Genomic DNA, 15,828 nt, shown 5'->3' with positions numbered 1-15,828 from the left:
AAATATATTTATACTCCAATCATGCATAGGTTCTTTACAAAACAGTTATTAATGAGTTTCCTCTCATTAATTTTGTTATTAACCGGATACTCCTCTAATGCACAGTATTTTGGAAGAAATAAGGTGCAATATGAGAAGTTTAAGTTCAAGCTCCTAAAGACACCACATTTCGATATTTATAATTACATGAATAACGATACGGTGATCAATAAATTCGCAGATATGAGCGAAAGATGGTACCATCGTCATAGAAGTGTACTTGAGCATCGATTTGATAATAAAAATCCAATAATGATTTATAATAACCATTCGGATTTTTCGCAGACCACTTTATCTGATGAGAATATTGGTCAAGGAACCGGTGGTGTTACTGAAGGTTATAGAGGCCGGGTATTTATGCCTTTCTTTGAGGCCAATGCACAAACAGATCACGTATTAGGACATGAGTTGGTGCATGCCTTCCAATATGACATTCTAAAAAATGCTGACTCATTAAGTTTATATAACATTCAGAACCTTCCTTTATGGATGGTTGAGGGTATGGCTGAATACTTATCTTTAGGCAGAAAGGATTCACATACTGCTATGTGGATGCGTGATGCTGTAGTTAGCAAAGACTTCCCAAGCTTAAAAGACCTTACTACAACCAATAAGTATTTCCCATATCGTTACGGACAAGCATTTTGGGCTTTTGTAGCAGGAGTTTGGGGGGATACCGTTGTTAAACCACTGTTTGTGAATACTGCAAAGTTTGGCTATCAAATGGCTGTTGACAGTACTTTGGGGTATGAAGAAAGAGTTTTATCCAATATGTGGAAAACTCGAACAATTGAAAATTACAAACCATTTATGCAAGATACTATTGCATTAGTGGGTAAAAAGTTAATCCGTCAGGAAGATTTAGGCGAAATGAATATTTCTCCAGTTTTAAGCCCTGATGGTAATTACGTAACCTTTTTCAGTGAGAAGAATCTGTTTTCTATTGACTTATTCCTGGCTGATGTAAGATCTGGTCGTGTAATCAGAAAACTTTCATCACAGGCGGAAAAATTACACGTAGATAACTACAATTACATACAGGATGCTGGTACCTGGTCTCCAGATGGTCAACGGTATGCTTATATCGTAATGATTAAAGGGAAAAGTGTATTGGTGCTTGTTGATGTTAGAAGCGGTAGAACTATAGAAGAAATAAAGATTAACTCTCTCCCCTATTTTTCTAATCCATCATGGTCTCCTGATGGTAAACAAATGCTAATTTCAGCCATGAATAATGGCAAGTCTGATTTATTCATTTATAATCTTCAAACCAAAAAAGTTAGAAGATTAACAGATGATTATCATTCAGAATTTCATGGAAGCTGGTCTAATAATGGCAAATACATAGTATTTTCATCAGACAGAGGTTCAGATACAGATTTGCCTAAACTTAAATTCGGCTCAAATAAAATTTGTATTTATAACTTGGAAAGTAACACAATTGAAGTGCTGGACTTTTTCCCTGGTGCGAATAATTTCAATGCTCAATTTTCTAATGATGATAAAAAGATATTCTTCCTTTCTAACGCAGATGGTATGCGTAATCTGTATGAATACACTATCGAAACAAAAGAGATTTATAAGTTAACAAAATATTTTACAGGAATAAGCGGTATTACAGAAGATGCACCTGCATTTAGCGTTGGTGGCAAAAATGATTTAATTGCTTATTGTTTGTTCCGCCACGGGGATTATAATTTATACAAGGCAGATGCTGCTGATTTTCCGCGCTTCAAAGTTGATCCTCAAGTAACTGATTTTACTGCTTCATTACTACCTCCTTTTGATCTTCCCAAAGAAAGTATTTTGAGCAAAAATTTGGAAAATATTAAAATTCCTTACAATTCATCAGATTACTTAAAAGCACCTTATCGACCTAAATTTAGCTTGGTTACTGTTCAGCAGAGCGGTGTGGGTGTAGGGTATAACTCACAATTTGGAACAGGAGTAGCTGGAGGCGTTGGATTTTTATTTGGTGATATTTTGGATCGCAATCAACTTTTCGCAGTTGCACAAGTAAACGGTGAAATATATGATATAGGTGGTGGGGTAACTTATTTAAATCGTGCTGGAAGAGTTAATTGGGGGTTGGGTCTATCACATACTCCTTATTTAAGTGCTTATTATGGTGAACCAACATATACCGACGACTCTAGAACTGTGGTTGAGTATCCTTTCTACAGACAGCGTACCTTTATTGAGGAATTGGCATTCTATAGCTATTATCCTGTATCACAAACATTAAGGTGGGAACTAAGTACGAGTCTCAATCATTATAGTTATCGCATCGATAAGTATAGCGACTACTATGAAGCATCAACCGGTTATCCATTAGGAAGCGACAGGCAGAAGCTTGACTCTCGAGCACTTGGATTTACACCATTTAACTTGTTAAACCTGCAAGGTGCTTTTGTTGGTGATAATTCTCAATTTGGATTAACTGCTCCGGTAAAAGGTGAGCGCTTTAGGTTTCAATTAGGCCAAAGCATTGGAACGTATAATTTCACTTCTGCAACAGCTGATTATCGCAAATACTTGTACTATAAACCATGGACAATTGCATTCAGAGGAATGTATTATGGAAGGTATGGCTCTGTTAAAGATTTAAATTTCCTTTATCCTATATATATTGGATATGACCAACTAGTGAGGGCATATAACACAAACTCTTTGTATAATAATTTTAGCTTTAATGGAGAAGGAATTAATGAACGACAATTGTTGGGTGACCACATGGCCATTGCTAATTTTGAGGTTCGCTTTCCATTAACAGGTCCTGAAAAGCTTTCAAAAATTAAATCAGGCTTTTTATTCTCCGATCTGGCATTTTTTGTTGATGGTGGTTTAGCTTGGAGAAATGGTTATCCTGTACAACTTTCTTGGAAACCAGAGCCATATGTACCTCCTATTTATGACCAAGGAGGAAACTTAGTTTCTCCTGAAAAACTAGTATACTCACCAATAGTAAGTTCAGGTTTAACTTTAAGAGTGAATCTTTTTGGTTATGCAGTTTTGGAACCTTATGTAGCAATTCCATTTCAACGATATAATCCTAAACCTTATTTCGGACTATTCATTTCTGGCGGAGGTTGGTAATAGCTGAAGAAACAAAACATTAGTATTAAAGATTGCTTCTAATGAGGCAATCTTTTTTATTTTTGAGCAACATTTATAAAAAAGTATGCTCAAAAATTCCATTTTAACTATTGCAATAATAGTAACCTGTCTTAACACTTCAGCTCAAAGTTCTACAAAACAAACTCCAACTAAACCCAAATTGGTGGTTGGTATTGTGGTGGATCAAATGAGATACGATTACCTCTATCGTTATTTCGATAAATACTCCTCTGGTGGATTTAAACGATTAATGCAGCAAGGATCTAATTGCAAAAACAATCATTACAGTTATGTACCCACATATACTGGCCCAGGACACGCTTCAGTTTATACAGGAAGTGTACCAGCAATAAATGGGATAGCAGGTAATGATTGGTATGATAAAAATATTAAAAAGGGAATGTATTGTACCGAGGATACTACAGTGGTAACCGTAGGCAGTACTTCAAAGGCAGGGCTAATGTCCCCTAAAAATTTACTCGTAACTACAATTACCGATCAATTACGTTTGTCAAATAACTTTGGTTCACGAGTAATTGGAGTTTCTCAAAAAGACAGAGGTTCTATTTTACCTGCAGGACATACTGCTAACGCAGCTTATTGGTTCGATTCTTCAGCAGGAAACTGGATTACGAGTTCCTTTTATATGAATGAACTTCCTAAATGGGTTAAAGAAGTTAATGAAAAGCGTCCAGCCGATAGTTATCTTAATCAAATCTGGACAACTCTATTACCAATTAATCAATATACTGAAAGTGCAACCGATGATCAAGCATTTGAAAGGCCGCTTCCTGGTGAAGAAAAACCAGTGTTTCCACATAAAGCTGTAAACTATGAAGTATTAAGAACAACTCCATTCGGCAATACCTTGACCAAAGATTTTGCTATTAACATATTAAAAAATGAGCAATTGGGTAAAGGTAAATATACTGACTTTCTTGCAGTGAGTTTCTCTTCAACTGATTATGTTGGTCATGCTTTTGGCCCTAATTCAATTGAAGCGCAAGACACTTATATGCGTTTAGATAAAGATATTTCAGAACTCTTAACCTTTCTAGATTCGTATTTAGGGAAAGAGAATGTGCTTGTTTTCTTAACAGCCGACCATGGGGTAGCTAATGTAGCAGGATATAATTTGAGCGTAAAAATCCCGGCAGGAATTAATGATGACAGGAAAATTAGCAAGGCTTTAAATACTCACCTTTCCGAAAAATTGGGAGACGGTAAATGGATTGAATATGCTATTAATGATCAATTATATTTCAACCATTCTTTCTTAAAAGAAAAAAGTGTGAAGTATGAAGATGTATTTACACTTGTTAAAGATTTTTTAATGCAATTGGATGGAATAGCTAATGTGATCGATTTGAATAATATTTCCAATGCTCTCGTACCAGATTATCAACTTAGAATGATCAAAAACGGCATCAATGTTAAACGTTCAGGGGATGTTTATATAATGGAAAAACCAAGCTGGATGTCGGGAAGTAAAATGCAGGGAACAACACACGGCAGTATATATACTAATGATACTCATGTTCCACTTATTTGGTATGGTTGGAATATTCAACCAAAATCAATCAGTCAACGTACCGAAATTGTTGATATTGCAGCCACCCTTGCAACTTTGCTAAATATCCAAGAACCAGTAGGTTGTGTAGGACTACCAATTCAGGATTTAACAAAATAGTTTTGTTCAAATAATATTGAGCTCAAAATATTCCAAACGGTACTATTAACAGTAGTGCCGTTTTTTTCTTCTTTTACACTAAAGGATATTCGTTTATTAGTGGCAGTTGGTTGGAGAAGCGGTTTGGAGGTTTTCGATATGGGGACTGATAAAAGGTATTCCTAAATTTAATCCTCTAACAATTAACAGTATTCCAACTACAAGCATAAATACAGGAATTACTTTGTTTATTTTATTACGCAAACTTAGGTTAAACAGGTTACTCATTAAACTTACGCCGAGCATTGCCGGAATTGTTCCTAAGCCAAAAAAAGTCATAAATAGCACTCCATGTAATGTATTACCTAATGAAGTTGTCCAAATGACACCTAAATAAACAAAGCCACAAGGAAGCAACCCATTTAGCAAGCCTATACCAAACAATGATAAGGCAGATTGCGCTCTAAATAACTTTCCAATCGCCTGCCTTATACTGTTTAAAGGCTTTTGCAATATATCTACTTTAAATAATTTTCCACGATTGAAGTAGGTGAAATACGTAATAACTAACATGATTATTCCTAAGAAAATAGATAACCCTTGTTGAAATCCAGCTAACCTAACACCCATTCCAATTAGACCGAATAACAATCCAATGACAGCATAAGTAAGTACCCTACCTATGTTGTAAAGCATTACAATACTAATTCGATTTAAAATTGAATTATGTTCTCTTACCGGCAATGCCATTGCAATTGGGCCACACATACCTATACAATGAAAGCTGCCAATAAAACCAAAAATAAAGGCTTCAATCATGATTTAAGCTTTATTGCATAAAGATATTCTGTTCAAAGAAATAGTCTTTTCCATCACATTTAACTTGTATTTGCAATAGATATAATCCCTTTACAAATTTGTTGGAAGAAATTTGCTGGACACCCTTCATTGAAGCATTGAGCGGAACCTTTACATCCTTACTTTTATCAGAAGGGCGTACTAAATTAATTTCACCAGATATTGATTTACCCTCAAAATCCTTAGGTAAATCGATAGTAATCGATTTATTTATTGCTTCAACTTTTAAAGATTCACTTAATGTTCCAGCATTTTCACTAGCGTTAATTTTCTCTTGATATTTAAGTTCATCAGCATAGTAATTTGGTGAAATCAGCTCAAAATTTTCTCGCATTGCTCTGTAAGCCAAAAACAAAATGAACACTACGAAACTCAGAAAAAATATAATCGTAAAATATTTCCAATTCAATTTCATAATCTTTTCATTTTTAATCAGTTAAAGGCCCAAGGAATGATGTATTTATGGTTTCAAGTTTTTTATTACCGTTATAAATTCCAACTCTTAAGCTAGTTTTCCGTTTATTTATTGCCGATTGTGGCAAAATGATAAAAAAAGTACTATTTTCTGTTTCTTCTGCCTTTACTACAAGTGATTTGCCTACCATTTTTATTTCAGCATTAATACCATCATTCTCAATTTTTAATTGAATTGGCAATTGATGCCTAGTTTTATTTAATATTTTAATGTTATATAAATTACTAACGCGATTATTAGGTTGTTTTTGATACAACATCCCCCCTACTCTAGTTATTGTTGTGCTTAAATCCTTCCGGGTAGCTAACATTGCAACCATTGCACCAACCAATAAAACAAGTACTGCAGAGTAGGCCTTAATTCGTGGTGTTAATCGAAACTTTTCCTTATTAGCTATATTATTTTCAGATGCAAAACGAATTAACCCTCTTGGTAACCCAACCTTATCCATAATATTATCACAGGCATCAATACAAGCTGTACAGTTTACACATTCTAATTGAGTACCATTTCTAATATCGATTCCTGTTGGACAAACCTTAACGCACTGATAACAGTCAATACAATCGCCGAGTGTTCGAGCCTCATTTTTCCTGAATTTTCCGCGCTTTTCTCCCCTAATTCTATCGTAAGCAACAACTATTGAATCCTTATCAAGCAAAACACCTTGTAACCTTCCGTAAGGACAAATGGCTATACATACTTGTTCTCGCATGTAAGAAAACACGCCATAAAAAACAAATGTAAAAATTAACAAGGCTATAAAACCAGTAAAATGTTGTCCAATAGGTTCACCAATGATTTTCAAAAGTTCATCAACACCTATTACATAAGCTAAAAAGGTGTTGGCTATGAGAAATGATATAGCTAAAAAGATAAAGTGTTTAAGACTTTTCTTAAAGATTTTAGTATTCGTCCATGGGCCATTATTCAAAACTCGTTGTTGGTTATTATTTCCTTCAATCCAATATTCGATTTTTCGGAAAACCATTTCCATAAATATAGTTTGAGGGCAGGCCCAACCACAAAAAACACGACCGAAAATAGCAGTAAAAAGAACAATGAAAACCAGGAAGGTTATCATTCCAAGACCAAAAATGAAGAAATCTTGTGGCCAAAAAGTAACACCAAATAAAGTAAACTTTCGATCTAAAATATTAAATAAAAAAAGAGGGTGACCATTTACTTTAATAAAAGGTAATGCGAAAAATATAATGAGGTATACTATGCTTAATAAAGTGCGATAGTTAAAATACCTTCCTGAGGGTTCTTGTGCATAAATCCATTTACGTTTACCTTTTTCATCAACTGTAGCTAAATGATTTCTAAAATCATCATCGTCATATAATACATCTTCTTGAGCCATTTTCAACTCTTATGGATTTTAGTGCTTCTGAATGAAGTCAATTAGAAAGTAATTAATTATGCACTCCGATCTCAATTGCCGGAGTGCACTGAGTGCGTTTGGTATATCTTAAGAATATTGAATCAAATTACATTTTTGCAGTATTTAACGAATCAGCCTTAGTTTTTGTCGTATCTGCTGGTTTGGTTTCTGCTTCCGATCCATCTTTATACAATTCACCTTGCTTTTCCTTTGCATTTGGAGGATTAGTACCATGCAAGGTTTTAATAAAACTTACCAATTCTTGCATTTGTGAAGGAGATATATCCTGTTGCCAAGATTTCATTCCTTTTTCAGGAACACCATATTTAATTGTTTTAAAAATGTTTTTAACACTTCCTCCGTGCAGCCAATAATCGTCAGTCAAATTAGGTCCTACCCCACCTTCACCTTTTGAACCGTGACAAGCGACACAATTGGTATTGAATATGGTTTGACCTGATTTAATTTGAGCTTGATCAGTAAGTAGTACTACAGAATTTTCATCAACCAAGCTGGCCGATTTTTTACGGAATTCTTCTGATTGCTTTTCTGCGACTGCCAATTCGTTTTTATATTCTTGAATTTGTAATGGCGCCGACCGGAAAACGTGATATACAAGTAAGTAAACAACAGCAAAGAAAATAGTTACATTAAACAACCAAATAAACCATGGTGGCATTTTATTATCTAGTTCGCGTATACCGTCATAATCGTGATCCATCAATAACTCACCTTCTTTTTCAATAGACACAGTTTTATTGATACGTTCAAAGGAATACCATTTCTTTTTGGCCGGCTTGACTGCTGCTTCCTCTTGAACTTTATTTAACAATACTGACTTAACCTCAACTCCATAGTACACTTTTATAAGTTTAAGAATTACAATTGCCAAAAACACAATGGCTAATAATTCCACAATTACTGTTGCCGATAGTACATAAAAAACTAAATCGGCGGAAGAGGCAGAGGCTTTGTCTTCAGCGGGAGTTCCGGCGCCAGGCCCAAATTGTCCAAGTTGTTGCACAGCTAAAACTGTTTTACTAAACAACATTGTAAGTAGCAAAACCAATAAAGGTTTAATAGAAGTTCGGAATTTCATTCTCAAACTGTTTTGTGTTAATTTAAATTAGTTGTTTTCGTTTCCTTCCAGTGGAATATTGCTTACTTCATCAAAATATTGCTTAGGAGCTTTCAAAACATAAATACCAAGTGCAATAAAGAAAATGAAGAATACCATCAAAGAAATCATAGGGTAAACACTTACTCCTGAAATCGATTCGAGATAATTGATAAATTTCATGATCTAACTTATTTATTAGTTTGAGTCATTTTATTTTGTCCTTTAATATCAGTACCCATACGTTGCAGATAAGCAATTAATGCAATAATTTCACGATCACTCTTAGTATCAATACCATCCTTTTTCAAACTGGCTGTTATTGCTAAGGCTTGCTTTTTAAGATCTTCATTTGCTTTTTGATCATACCCTGCAGAATAAGGTACTCCTAAAGTTTGCATAGCCCTAATTTTGGCTGGAGTTGTACTAATGTCAAGTTGCTTGTCCAACAAGAATGGATATGGCGGCATAATTGAACCCGGTGCCATTGATGGTGGATCAAACATGTGGTTAAAGTGCCAAGAATCAGGATACTTACCACCAATCCTTTGCAAATCAGGTCCTGTACGTTTTGACCCCCATTGGAACGGATGATCATAAACAAATTCTCCTGCTTTAGAATATTCTCCGTAACGTACAGTTTCATCACGGAAAGGTCTGATCATTTGTGAGTGGCAATTGTAACATCCTTCACGCAGATAGATGTCTCGTCCTTGCAATTCAAGTGGAGTATATGGTTTAACACTACTTAACGTAGGAATATTTGATTTAACCAGAAATGTTGGAATCATTTCAACTAATCCACCGATTAATATCACAATTAAGCTTCCTACAAGCATTAAGGTAGGTTTACGTTCAAGCACACGATGCCAAAATTCTCCAGTATGTGATGCTTCATGTTCTAATGCAGGAGCTTCAGCTGGTTCATTAGCAACAAACGAACCCGATCTAGCTGTTTTAATAAGGTTGTAGGTCATTACAATAACACCTGTCAAATATATACTACCACCTAGAGCACGCATTGCATACATTGGAAGAACCTGCTGCACAGTTTCAAGGAAGTTTGGATATTTCAACAATCCTTCTTCTGTAAACTCTTTCCACATTAAACTCTGTGTAAATCCGGCCCAGTACAAAGGAACAGCATAAAAGATAATTCCTAATGTTCCTAACCAGAAATGCCAATTGGCCAATTTCTTAGAATATAGTTCTGTTTTAAATAATTTCGGGAATAACCAGTAAAGAACTGCAAAGGTTAAGAAACCATTAAATCCCAAAGCACCAACGTGTACGTGTGCCACCGTCCAATCAGTAAAATGGCTTATTGCGTTAATATTTTTCAGCGAAAGCATCGGGCCTTCAAAAGTGGCCATACCATATGCTGTTAACGCAACCACAAAGAATTTGAGCACTGGCTCTTCTCTAACTCTATCCCAAGCCCCACGCAAAGTTAAAAGCCCATTAAGCATACCTCCCCATGATGGAGCTAAAAGCATAACAGAGAAAACAGTTCCTAATGATTGAGCCCAGTCAGGCAATGCTGTATAAAGCAAGTGGTGAGGACCTGCCCAGATATACAAGAATATGAGTGCCCAAAAGTGAACAATTGAAAGTTTGTAAGAATAAACGGGACGATTAGCAGCTTTAGGCAAAAAGTAGTACATGAGTCCCAAATAAGGTGTAGTAAGGAAAAATGCAACCGCATTATGTCCATACCACCATTGCACAAGGGCGTCTTGTACTCCTGCGTAAGCCGAATAGCTTTTTAAAGCTGTAACTGGCAATTCAATAGAGTTCACGATGTGTAAAACCGCAATGGTAACCAAAGTGGCAATATAGAACCAAATGGCTACATAAATATGCTTTTCCCTTCGCTTAAGGATGGTACCAAACATATTTACACCAAAAACAACCCAAATTAAAGTGATAGCAATATCAAGTGGCCATTCTAATTCAGCATATTCTTTACCAGTAGTGTATCCTAGTAGAAGAGTGACTGCTGCAAGGACTATGATGGATTGCCATCCCCAAAAATGGAGTTTGCTTAGAAAATCGCTAAACATTCGTGCCTTACAAAGACGCTGCAATGAATAGTAAACACCCGTGAAAATAGCATTTCCCACAAATGCAAAAATTACTGCATTTGTGTGCACAGGTCTTACTCTTCCGAAAGTAGTGTATTCAAGCCCAAGATTAAGTTGAGGAAAAACGAGTTGCAGAGCAGCATAAAGACCTGCTGTCATGCCAACAATTCCCCAAAAAATGGTTGCATTGGCAAACTGTTTAACAATCCGATTGTCGTATGAGAACTTTTCAATTTCCATATTGTATTGTTGCGTAGTTAATTGTGTCTATATATAATTAATTTAAATTTTCTTCATTTATTGGTTCCGTATCATCAAATAGAATGCGTACTGAGGGAGTATAATCATCGTCAAACTGACCACTTCTAACGGAGAAAATAAACGCTATCAGAAAGCCAACTGCAACTAAAAGACTAATAATCAATAGAATAATTAACGCGCTCATTTTGTCAACTGATTGTCACAAAAGTATTAGTGTACTGAAAGATAAAACATGACCTATATCATGTTTTGGAAGTTTTATTAAATAATAATTATGATCTTAATACTATAATATAGAATCAATTACGGAATTTGTTAACATGCTTAATTGACTTATTATCAACCGTATAATTTAATAAATTATGAGTAAAACAAAGCTTTTTTTATTCATTTTTTAATATTCCATTTAAAAATTAAACCCTAAAACAACTAACAGTTTTATCTTACAAAAAATCGTTGTATTTTAGTTATTGATAACGATTGGAACGAACTAATAGGAGATAATAAAAACAAAAAAGTATAATTAAATACTTTTATTTGAGATTTTATATCTTACATTTACAATCAAACACAGTTTAAACTTACATATATTATTTATGGAAAAATTCAAACACCTTAAAGAGCTAATTGCTGCTGCGGAAGACGATGCAAGCAAATTTTTTGACAAAGGAAATGGCGCTGCCGGAACACGCTTAAGAAAAGCGATGATGGATATTAAAAATGCAGCACAGGAAGTCCGTAATCTAGTTACTGAGGTAAAGAACAAAGAAAAATAAGAAAAGGCCCACAAAGGGCCTTTTTGATTTTTAGACTATAACTTTTATAGCAATAAAGTATCAATACGATGGGCATGAACCATGTTCAGCTCATCAGACCATGTAAGAATGGTAAAACGGCCATCTTGAGATGCCACCAACGCCATTGCATTACGTTGGTCATAAACAAATTGAGCAGCAGCCAAATGACGTGTGCCTCCGTTTTGTGAAGGATGAATACGCACTGCTCCTCCTCCGACTATGGGTTCGGTAATAATTACCTCATTAACTGTTAAACTATTTTCTGCTCTCGTCACCTTTGCTCCAAAAGCAAGTAGCTCATAATTTTCATTTAAAATTGTTGCTCCGTCCACTGCCGTGATGCCCCCAATTACTTCAACCGCCCTCTTGAATGAATCCTGCCAATGTGTATCTGTCCTGGCTTCGGATTCTTGTTCCATTAATGATGAAATTGAATTATGAGCAGTTATCATCGGATAAGAAATCGGATGAACGATAGAATTTCGCCACTCCTCTGAATTTACAGGAACCACCAAAAGTAACCCTCCCCTTTTATGAGTCCGCATACTTGCAGCTAATTCTATTAACACATTTACAGCGTCATTTTGTGATTTCGGTAAGGGCATGCCACTCAGTGAGTTGATTATGGCAGGGCAATCGGTAAGACTTAAGCTTTCTTCATCCACCATTTTAATATCATCGCCTTTGAGAACTACAACGTTTACAAACTTACCGAAACCGTCTAATCGTTTATGCTTAATAACTAATAATCCCGGTTCAATTACTTCCAGCACTAAGCATAGTAAAGAAATGGTAAATACTGTTCCCCAAATAAACATCTCATTATCTTCAAACCAAACTCCCAAATGAATACCCGGACCTTCAAGAGCCGGTGCTAATTTGGTAATGTTTTTGGGAGTCAGACGTATCTTATGCTCAAAAACTATTGGGTTATCGACTAACTCAGGAGGCAATAAGACAATGGAAAATTTAGGAGGAATTCCTTCTTCATGTCGTAAGCTGGCCCAAAAAGAAGTATCAATGACTGTTTCAATCATTTGGGATGAGGGCGCGACAACCAAATGACTTTGATTCGAAATGAGTGCTTCTGACTGATGATTTTCAAAATGTTTTTCTATATATGGTGCTGCAATTCGTGCTGCAAGGTAACTTGGTTCTGATATCATTGTTGGATTATAAAGTAAAACACCGCCGTAATTGTTTAAGGTAACAAAATATTGTAAATATTGAGGATGAAATCTTAAACAGTAGTTTTTAAAATATGTTTTTAAAAAGAAGAACGTTAATTTAATAGCTAAAGTTAAGGAGCAAATTGAATAGTATGACAAAATTAAAGTTTAGGATTTCTGATATAAAAAGACATGAAGCAGAAGCAGTAGAACTAACCTTAACCCCTATTTCAGGTAAAATACCTGATTACAAATCCGGACAGTTTCTTTCAATAATTAGGATGGAGCATAATCGAGAAATCAGACGTTCCTATTCAATTTGCAGTTCACCATTTATTGATGAACCTTTAAAAATTGTGATTAAAAGGATAGAAAACGGTGAGCTTTCGAGGTGGGTTTATAATAGGATCAAAACTGGAGATTTCATCACAACTCTTGCCCCTGGTGGACAGTTTATTTATCAGCCGGAGAACAATAGAGAACGAACCCTATTTTTATTTGCAGCAGGCGTTGGTATTACACCACTTTTTTCAATTCTTAAAACAGCATTGGTTGCCGAAAATAAGTCAAAAGTTGTATTAATTTACAGCAACAAACATTATCAATTAGCATTATTTCATGATGAATTGATAAAATGGGGTGAGAAATATCCCAATCGTTTAACAATCCTGAACCTATTTAGTCAATCACAAAATCTCCTAAGCGCAAGATTAAATAAACAACTTATTCAAGAACTGGTTCAAAAACATTTAGAATATGAACGTGCTAAAGCCTTATTTTATACTTGCGGTCCAATGAGCTATATGGATATATGTCGACTAACCTTATTGGGAATGGGTTTTGATAAATCGCAAATTAAACGCGAAACCTTTTTTATAACTAACGAAGAAGGTGATGATGATGATGAAAGTGAAAACACTCCTAAAGACATTAATACCTATACGGTTAAATTGCAGTTTAGAGCCCAACAATATGTACTAAGCATTCCCTACAACAAAACTATATTAGATGTCGCACTAGCAAACCATTTAGATTTACCCTATAGCTGTAGAGCAGGCATGTGTAGTACATGCATGGCTAATTGCACAAATGGTATTGTAAAAATGGATTATAATGAAGTTTTGACAGATGAAGAAGTAGCCAAGGGAAAAGTATTACTTTGCGTAGGACATCCTACACAAAATAATATAGAAATCAGCTATCAATAGACTACCCTTTTACCCAAAAATTAAGCTTGGAATTGAAATGAGATTCAACTAGTTGATAATTTGAAGGAATTTCATGATGTGAACTTTGATAAGTGACAATTTTTGTACCTAATGGTCTATTCTTAAAAATTGTATGCAATACATTGGTATAACGTTCATATAAAGCACCTGATAATCCTAATGAACCCTCAAAAAGATGATCTTCATCTTCAACCAAATTTTCAAAAAACGAATTATAAAAGTAGAAATGGTCGAAATTAGAGAAATTGATTTTGGCAAAATCACTAAGTATGAAATGAGCGTTTTTTACCATCAGCGTTTCTTTTGCTTCCTCCGCATAATCTATTAAATCCTTTCTGTTTTCAACACCGTAAAATTGAATTTCAGGAAATCGATTAGCGGCAATTAAACAAAATTTACCCACACCAGACCCAATATCCAATATTTTCACTCCTGATCCTTCAACTAAATAAGTTGCTGCTTTAACGGCTACTGCCATTGGGGTAAAATGCTTACCTGAAAGCTGCTGCATTTTAGGTGGATATAGCTTGTCGAAATTAGTGTTTGAAGCGTAGAAATCAATTTGTGGAGGTGTATAACTCATAACAAAACATAGGGAGTTAATGCAAAGAATAATCCCAATATATAATATTAGCCTATCAGGCAGCTTGAAAAAAAATCCCTGCTCAGTTATTAGGCAGGGATTTTATTTTTAGTATTCGTCTTCGTTAAACAAGAAGTCGTCTTTGGTTGGATAATCAGGCCAAACTTCCTCAATAGTTTCATAAGGTTCGCCGTCATCTTCCAGTGCCTGTAAATTTTCAATTACCTCAACAGGTGCTCCTGAACGGATAGCATAATCAATCAGTTCATCTTTGGTTGCAGGCCATGGTGCATCTTCCAGGTGCGAAGCTAATTCTAGTGTCCAGTACATAGGCAATAGATTTTAATATGGTTTAACAGAAATTTTTCTAATTTTTTGCGAATATAAAATAAAAACGATTATTCGGATAAAAAAGTTTTTTTTATAACAATTAAATTATTAGGAGAAAATTTTAATTATTCCCCATCAATTTAAACTCTAGGTATCCAAATATACTCATCAGCCTTCAAATCTTTTGCCAGCTTTCTAGCTAACACAAACAAATAATCTGATAATCGATTTAGATACTTGATTACCAACTCATTTACTGTACCATCTTCAGCTAACTCAACTACTAAGCGCTCAGCTCTACGACAAACAGTACGTGCCAAATGGCAAAAAGAAACAGTGGTATGGCCGCCAGGAAGCACAAAATGTCTTAATTCTGGCAATTGACTATTCATTTCATCCATTTCCTTCTCAAGTAACGTAATATCTGATTCATGTAAATCAGGAATTATCATTTTTGACTTATTCGGATCCGAAGCCAGGGAAGCACCTACTGTAAATAACCGATCCTGAATCTCCTTTAATATCGATTTATAAGCTTCGCTTATCTGTTGATCCCTAATTAGCCCTATGTATGAATTCAATTCATCAACCGTTCCATAAGAATCAATTCTCAAATGATGTTTTGCAACACGGGTTCCGCCAATTAATGCTGTTGTACCCTTATCTCCGGTTTTAGTATATATTTTCATAACTCACACTTTATAAATAAAATT

The 15,828-nt window shown here is 35.0% G+C and carries 15 protein-coding genes; 4 read left to right on the top strand and 11 right to left on the bottom strand.

Translation table 11 applies throughout. The features are described 5' to 3' along the window. Nucleotides 1-51: 51 nt before the first annotated feature. Together L2B55_RS10255 and pafA are read left to right on the top strand one after the other, a co-directional pair. Nucleotides 52-3,135, top strand: coding sequence for a DPP IV N-terminal domain-containing protein (locus L2B55_RS10255; RefSeq protein WP_237844810.1), 3,084 nt, complete (start codon nt 52-54; stop codon nt 3,133-3,135). A gap of 85 nt (nt 3,136-3,220) precedes the next feature. Further along, nucleotides 3,221-4,846: an alkaline phosphatase PafA gene (pafA, locus tag L2B55_RS10250; RefSeq protein ID WP_237844808.1), complete on the top strand. Its 1,626-nt coding sequence runs from the start codon at nt 3,221-3,223 to the stop codon at nt 4,844-4,846. Nucleotides 4,847-4,942: 96 nt separating this feature from the next. Here pafA and L2B55_RS10245 read toward each other — a convergent pair whose 3' ends face one another. The 7 genes from L2B55_RS10245 to ccoS all read right to left on the bottom strand — a co-directional run bounded on the left by L2B55_RS10245 (nt 4,943) and on the right by ccoS (nt 11,191). Continuing rightward, nucleotides 4,943-5,644 (bottom strand): sulfite exporter TauE/SafE family protein, encoded by a 702-nt coding sequence (locus L2B55_RS10245; protein ID WP_237844800.1) that lies wholly within the window; start codon nt 5,642-5,644, stop codon nt 4,943-4,945. Between the two features lie 10 nt (nt 5,645-5,654). Next, nucleotides 5,655-6,098 carry a FixH family protein gene (locus tag L2B55_RS10240; protein WP_255696407.1) on the bottom strand — a complete coding sequence of 148 codons (444 nt, stop codon included), beginning with the start codon at nt 6,096-6,098 and terminating at the stop codon, nt 5,655-5,657. Nucleotides 6,099-6,111: 13 nt separating this feature from the next. Then, nucleotides 6,112-7,524, bottom strand: coding sequence for a cytochrome c oxidase accessory protein CcoG (gene ccoG / locus L2B55_RS10235; RefSeq protein WP_237844791.1), 1,413 nt, complete (start codon nt 7,522-7,524; stop codon nt 6,112-6,114). A gap of 127 nt (nt 7,525-7,651) precedes the next feature. Then, complete coding sequence (locus L2B55_RS10230; protein WP_237844784.1) at nt 7,652-8,644, bottom strand: cbb3-type cytochrome c oxidase N-terminal domain-containing protein; 993 nt, start codon at nt 8,642-8,644, stop codon at nt 7,652-7,654. A gap of 27 nt (nt 8,645-8,671) precedes the next feature. Further along, nucleotides 8,672-8,845 carry a CcoQ/FixQ family Cbb3-type cytochrome c oxidase assembly chaperone gene (locus tag L2B55_RS10225; protein WP_237844782.1) on the bottom strand — a complete coding sequence of 58 codons (174 nt, stop codon included), beginning with the start codon at nt 8,843-8,845 and terminating at the stop codon, nt 8,672-8,674. 8 nt (nt 8,846-8,853) lie between these two features. Further along, nucleotides 8,854-10,986, bottom strand: a complete 2,133-nt coding sequence (ccoN, locus tag L2B55_RS10220) for a cytochrome-c oxidase, cbb3-type subunit I (RefSeq protein WP_237844780.1) — start codon at nt 10,984-10,986, stop codon at nt 8,854-8,856. Nucleotides 10,987-11,023: 37 nt separating this feature from the next. Beyond that, nucleotides 11,024-11,191, bottom strand: a complete 168-nt coding sequence (gene ccoS, locus L2B55_RS10215; protein WP_237844774.1) for a cbb3-type cytochrome oxidase assembly protein CcoS — start codon at nt 11,189-11,191, stop codon at nt 11,024-11,026. 412 nt (nt 11,192-11,603) lie between these two features. Between ccoS and L2B55_RS10210 the strand changes: the two genes are divergently transcribed. Beyond that, nucleotides 11,604-11,783 carry a histone H1 gene (locus L2B55_RS10210; protein WP_237844761.1) on the top strand — a complete coding sequence of 60 codons (180 nt, stop codon included), beginning with the start codon at nt 11,604-11,606 and terminating at the stop codon, nt 11,781-11,783. A 44-nt stretch (nt 11,784-11,827) separates the two neighbouring features. Here the strand turns inward: L2B55_RS10210 and L2B55_RS10205 are convergent, their stop codons facing one another. Further along, nucleotides 11,828-12,970 carry a putative sensor domain DACNV-containing protein gene (locus L2B55_RS10205; RefSeq protein ID WP_237844754.1) on the bottom strand — a complete coding sequence of 381 codons (1,143 nt, stop codon included), beginning with the start codon at nt 12,968-12,970 and terminating at the stop codon, nt 11,828-11,830. A 155-nt stretch (nt 12,971-13,125) separates the two neighbouring features. Here L2B55_RS10205 and L2B55_RS10200 point away from each other — a divergent pair, with 155 nt between their 5' ends. Further along, nucleotides 13,126-14,181, top strand: a complete 1,056-nt coding sequence (locus tag L2B55_RS10200; protein WP_237844752.1) for a ferredoxin--NADP reductase — start codon at nt 13,126-13,128, stop codon at nt 14,179-14,181. Between the two features lies 1 nt (nt 14,182). Here the strand turns inward: L2B55_RS10200 and L2B55_RS10195 are convergent, their stop codons facing one another. From L2B55_RS10195 to L2B55_RS10185, 3 genes are all read right to left on the bottom strand, one after another. Further along, nucleotides 14,183-14,785: a class I SAM-dependent methyltransferase gene (locus L2B55_RS10195; RefSeq protein ID WP_237844750.1), complete on the bottom strand. Its 603-nt coding sequence runs from the start codon at nt 14,783-14,785 to the stop codon at nt 14,183-14,185. A 108-nt stretch (nt 14,786-14,893) separates the two neighbouring features. Then, nucleotides 14,894-15,115: a DUF2795 domain-containing protein gene (locus L2B55_RS10190; RefSeq protein WP_014680377.1), complete on the bottom strand. Its 222-nt coding sequence runs from the start codon at nt 15,113-15,115 to the stop codon at nt 14,894-14,896. Nucleotides 15,116-15,255: 140 nt separating this feature from the next. Next, nucleotides 15,256-15,804 (bottom strand): cob(I)yrinic acid a,c-diamide adenosyltransferase, encoded by a 549-nt coding sequence (locus tag L2B55_RS10185; RefSeq protein WP_237844748.1) that lies wholly within the window; start codon nt 15,802-15,804, stop codon nt 15,256-15,258. Nucleotides 15,805-15,828 lie beyond the last annotated feature (24 nt).

The sequence above is a fragment of the Solitalea lacus genome (assembly GCF_022014595.1).
GTDB lineage: Bacteria > Bacteroidota > Bacteroidia > Sphingobacteriales > Sphingobacteriaceae > Solitalea > Solitalea lacus.
Note: the sequence above shows the minus strand (reverse complement) of the source record. Positions and strands in the feature narration are given on the sequence as shown.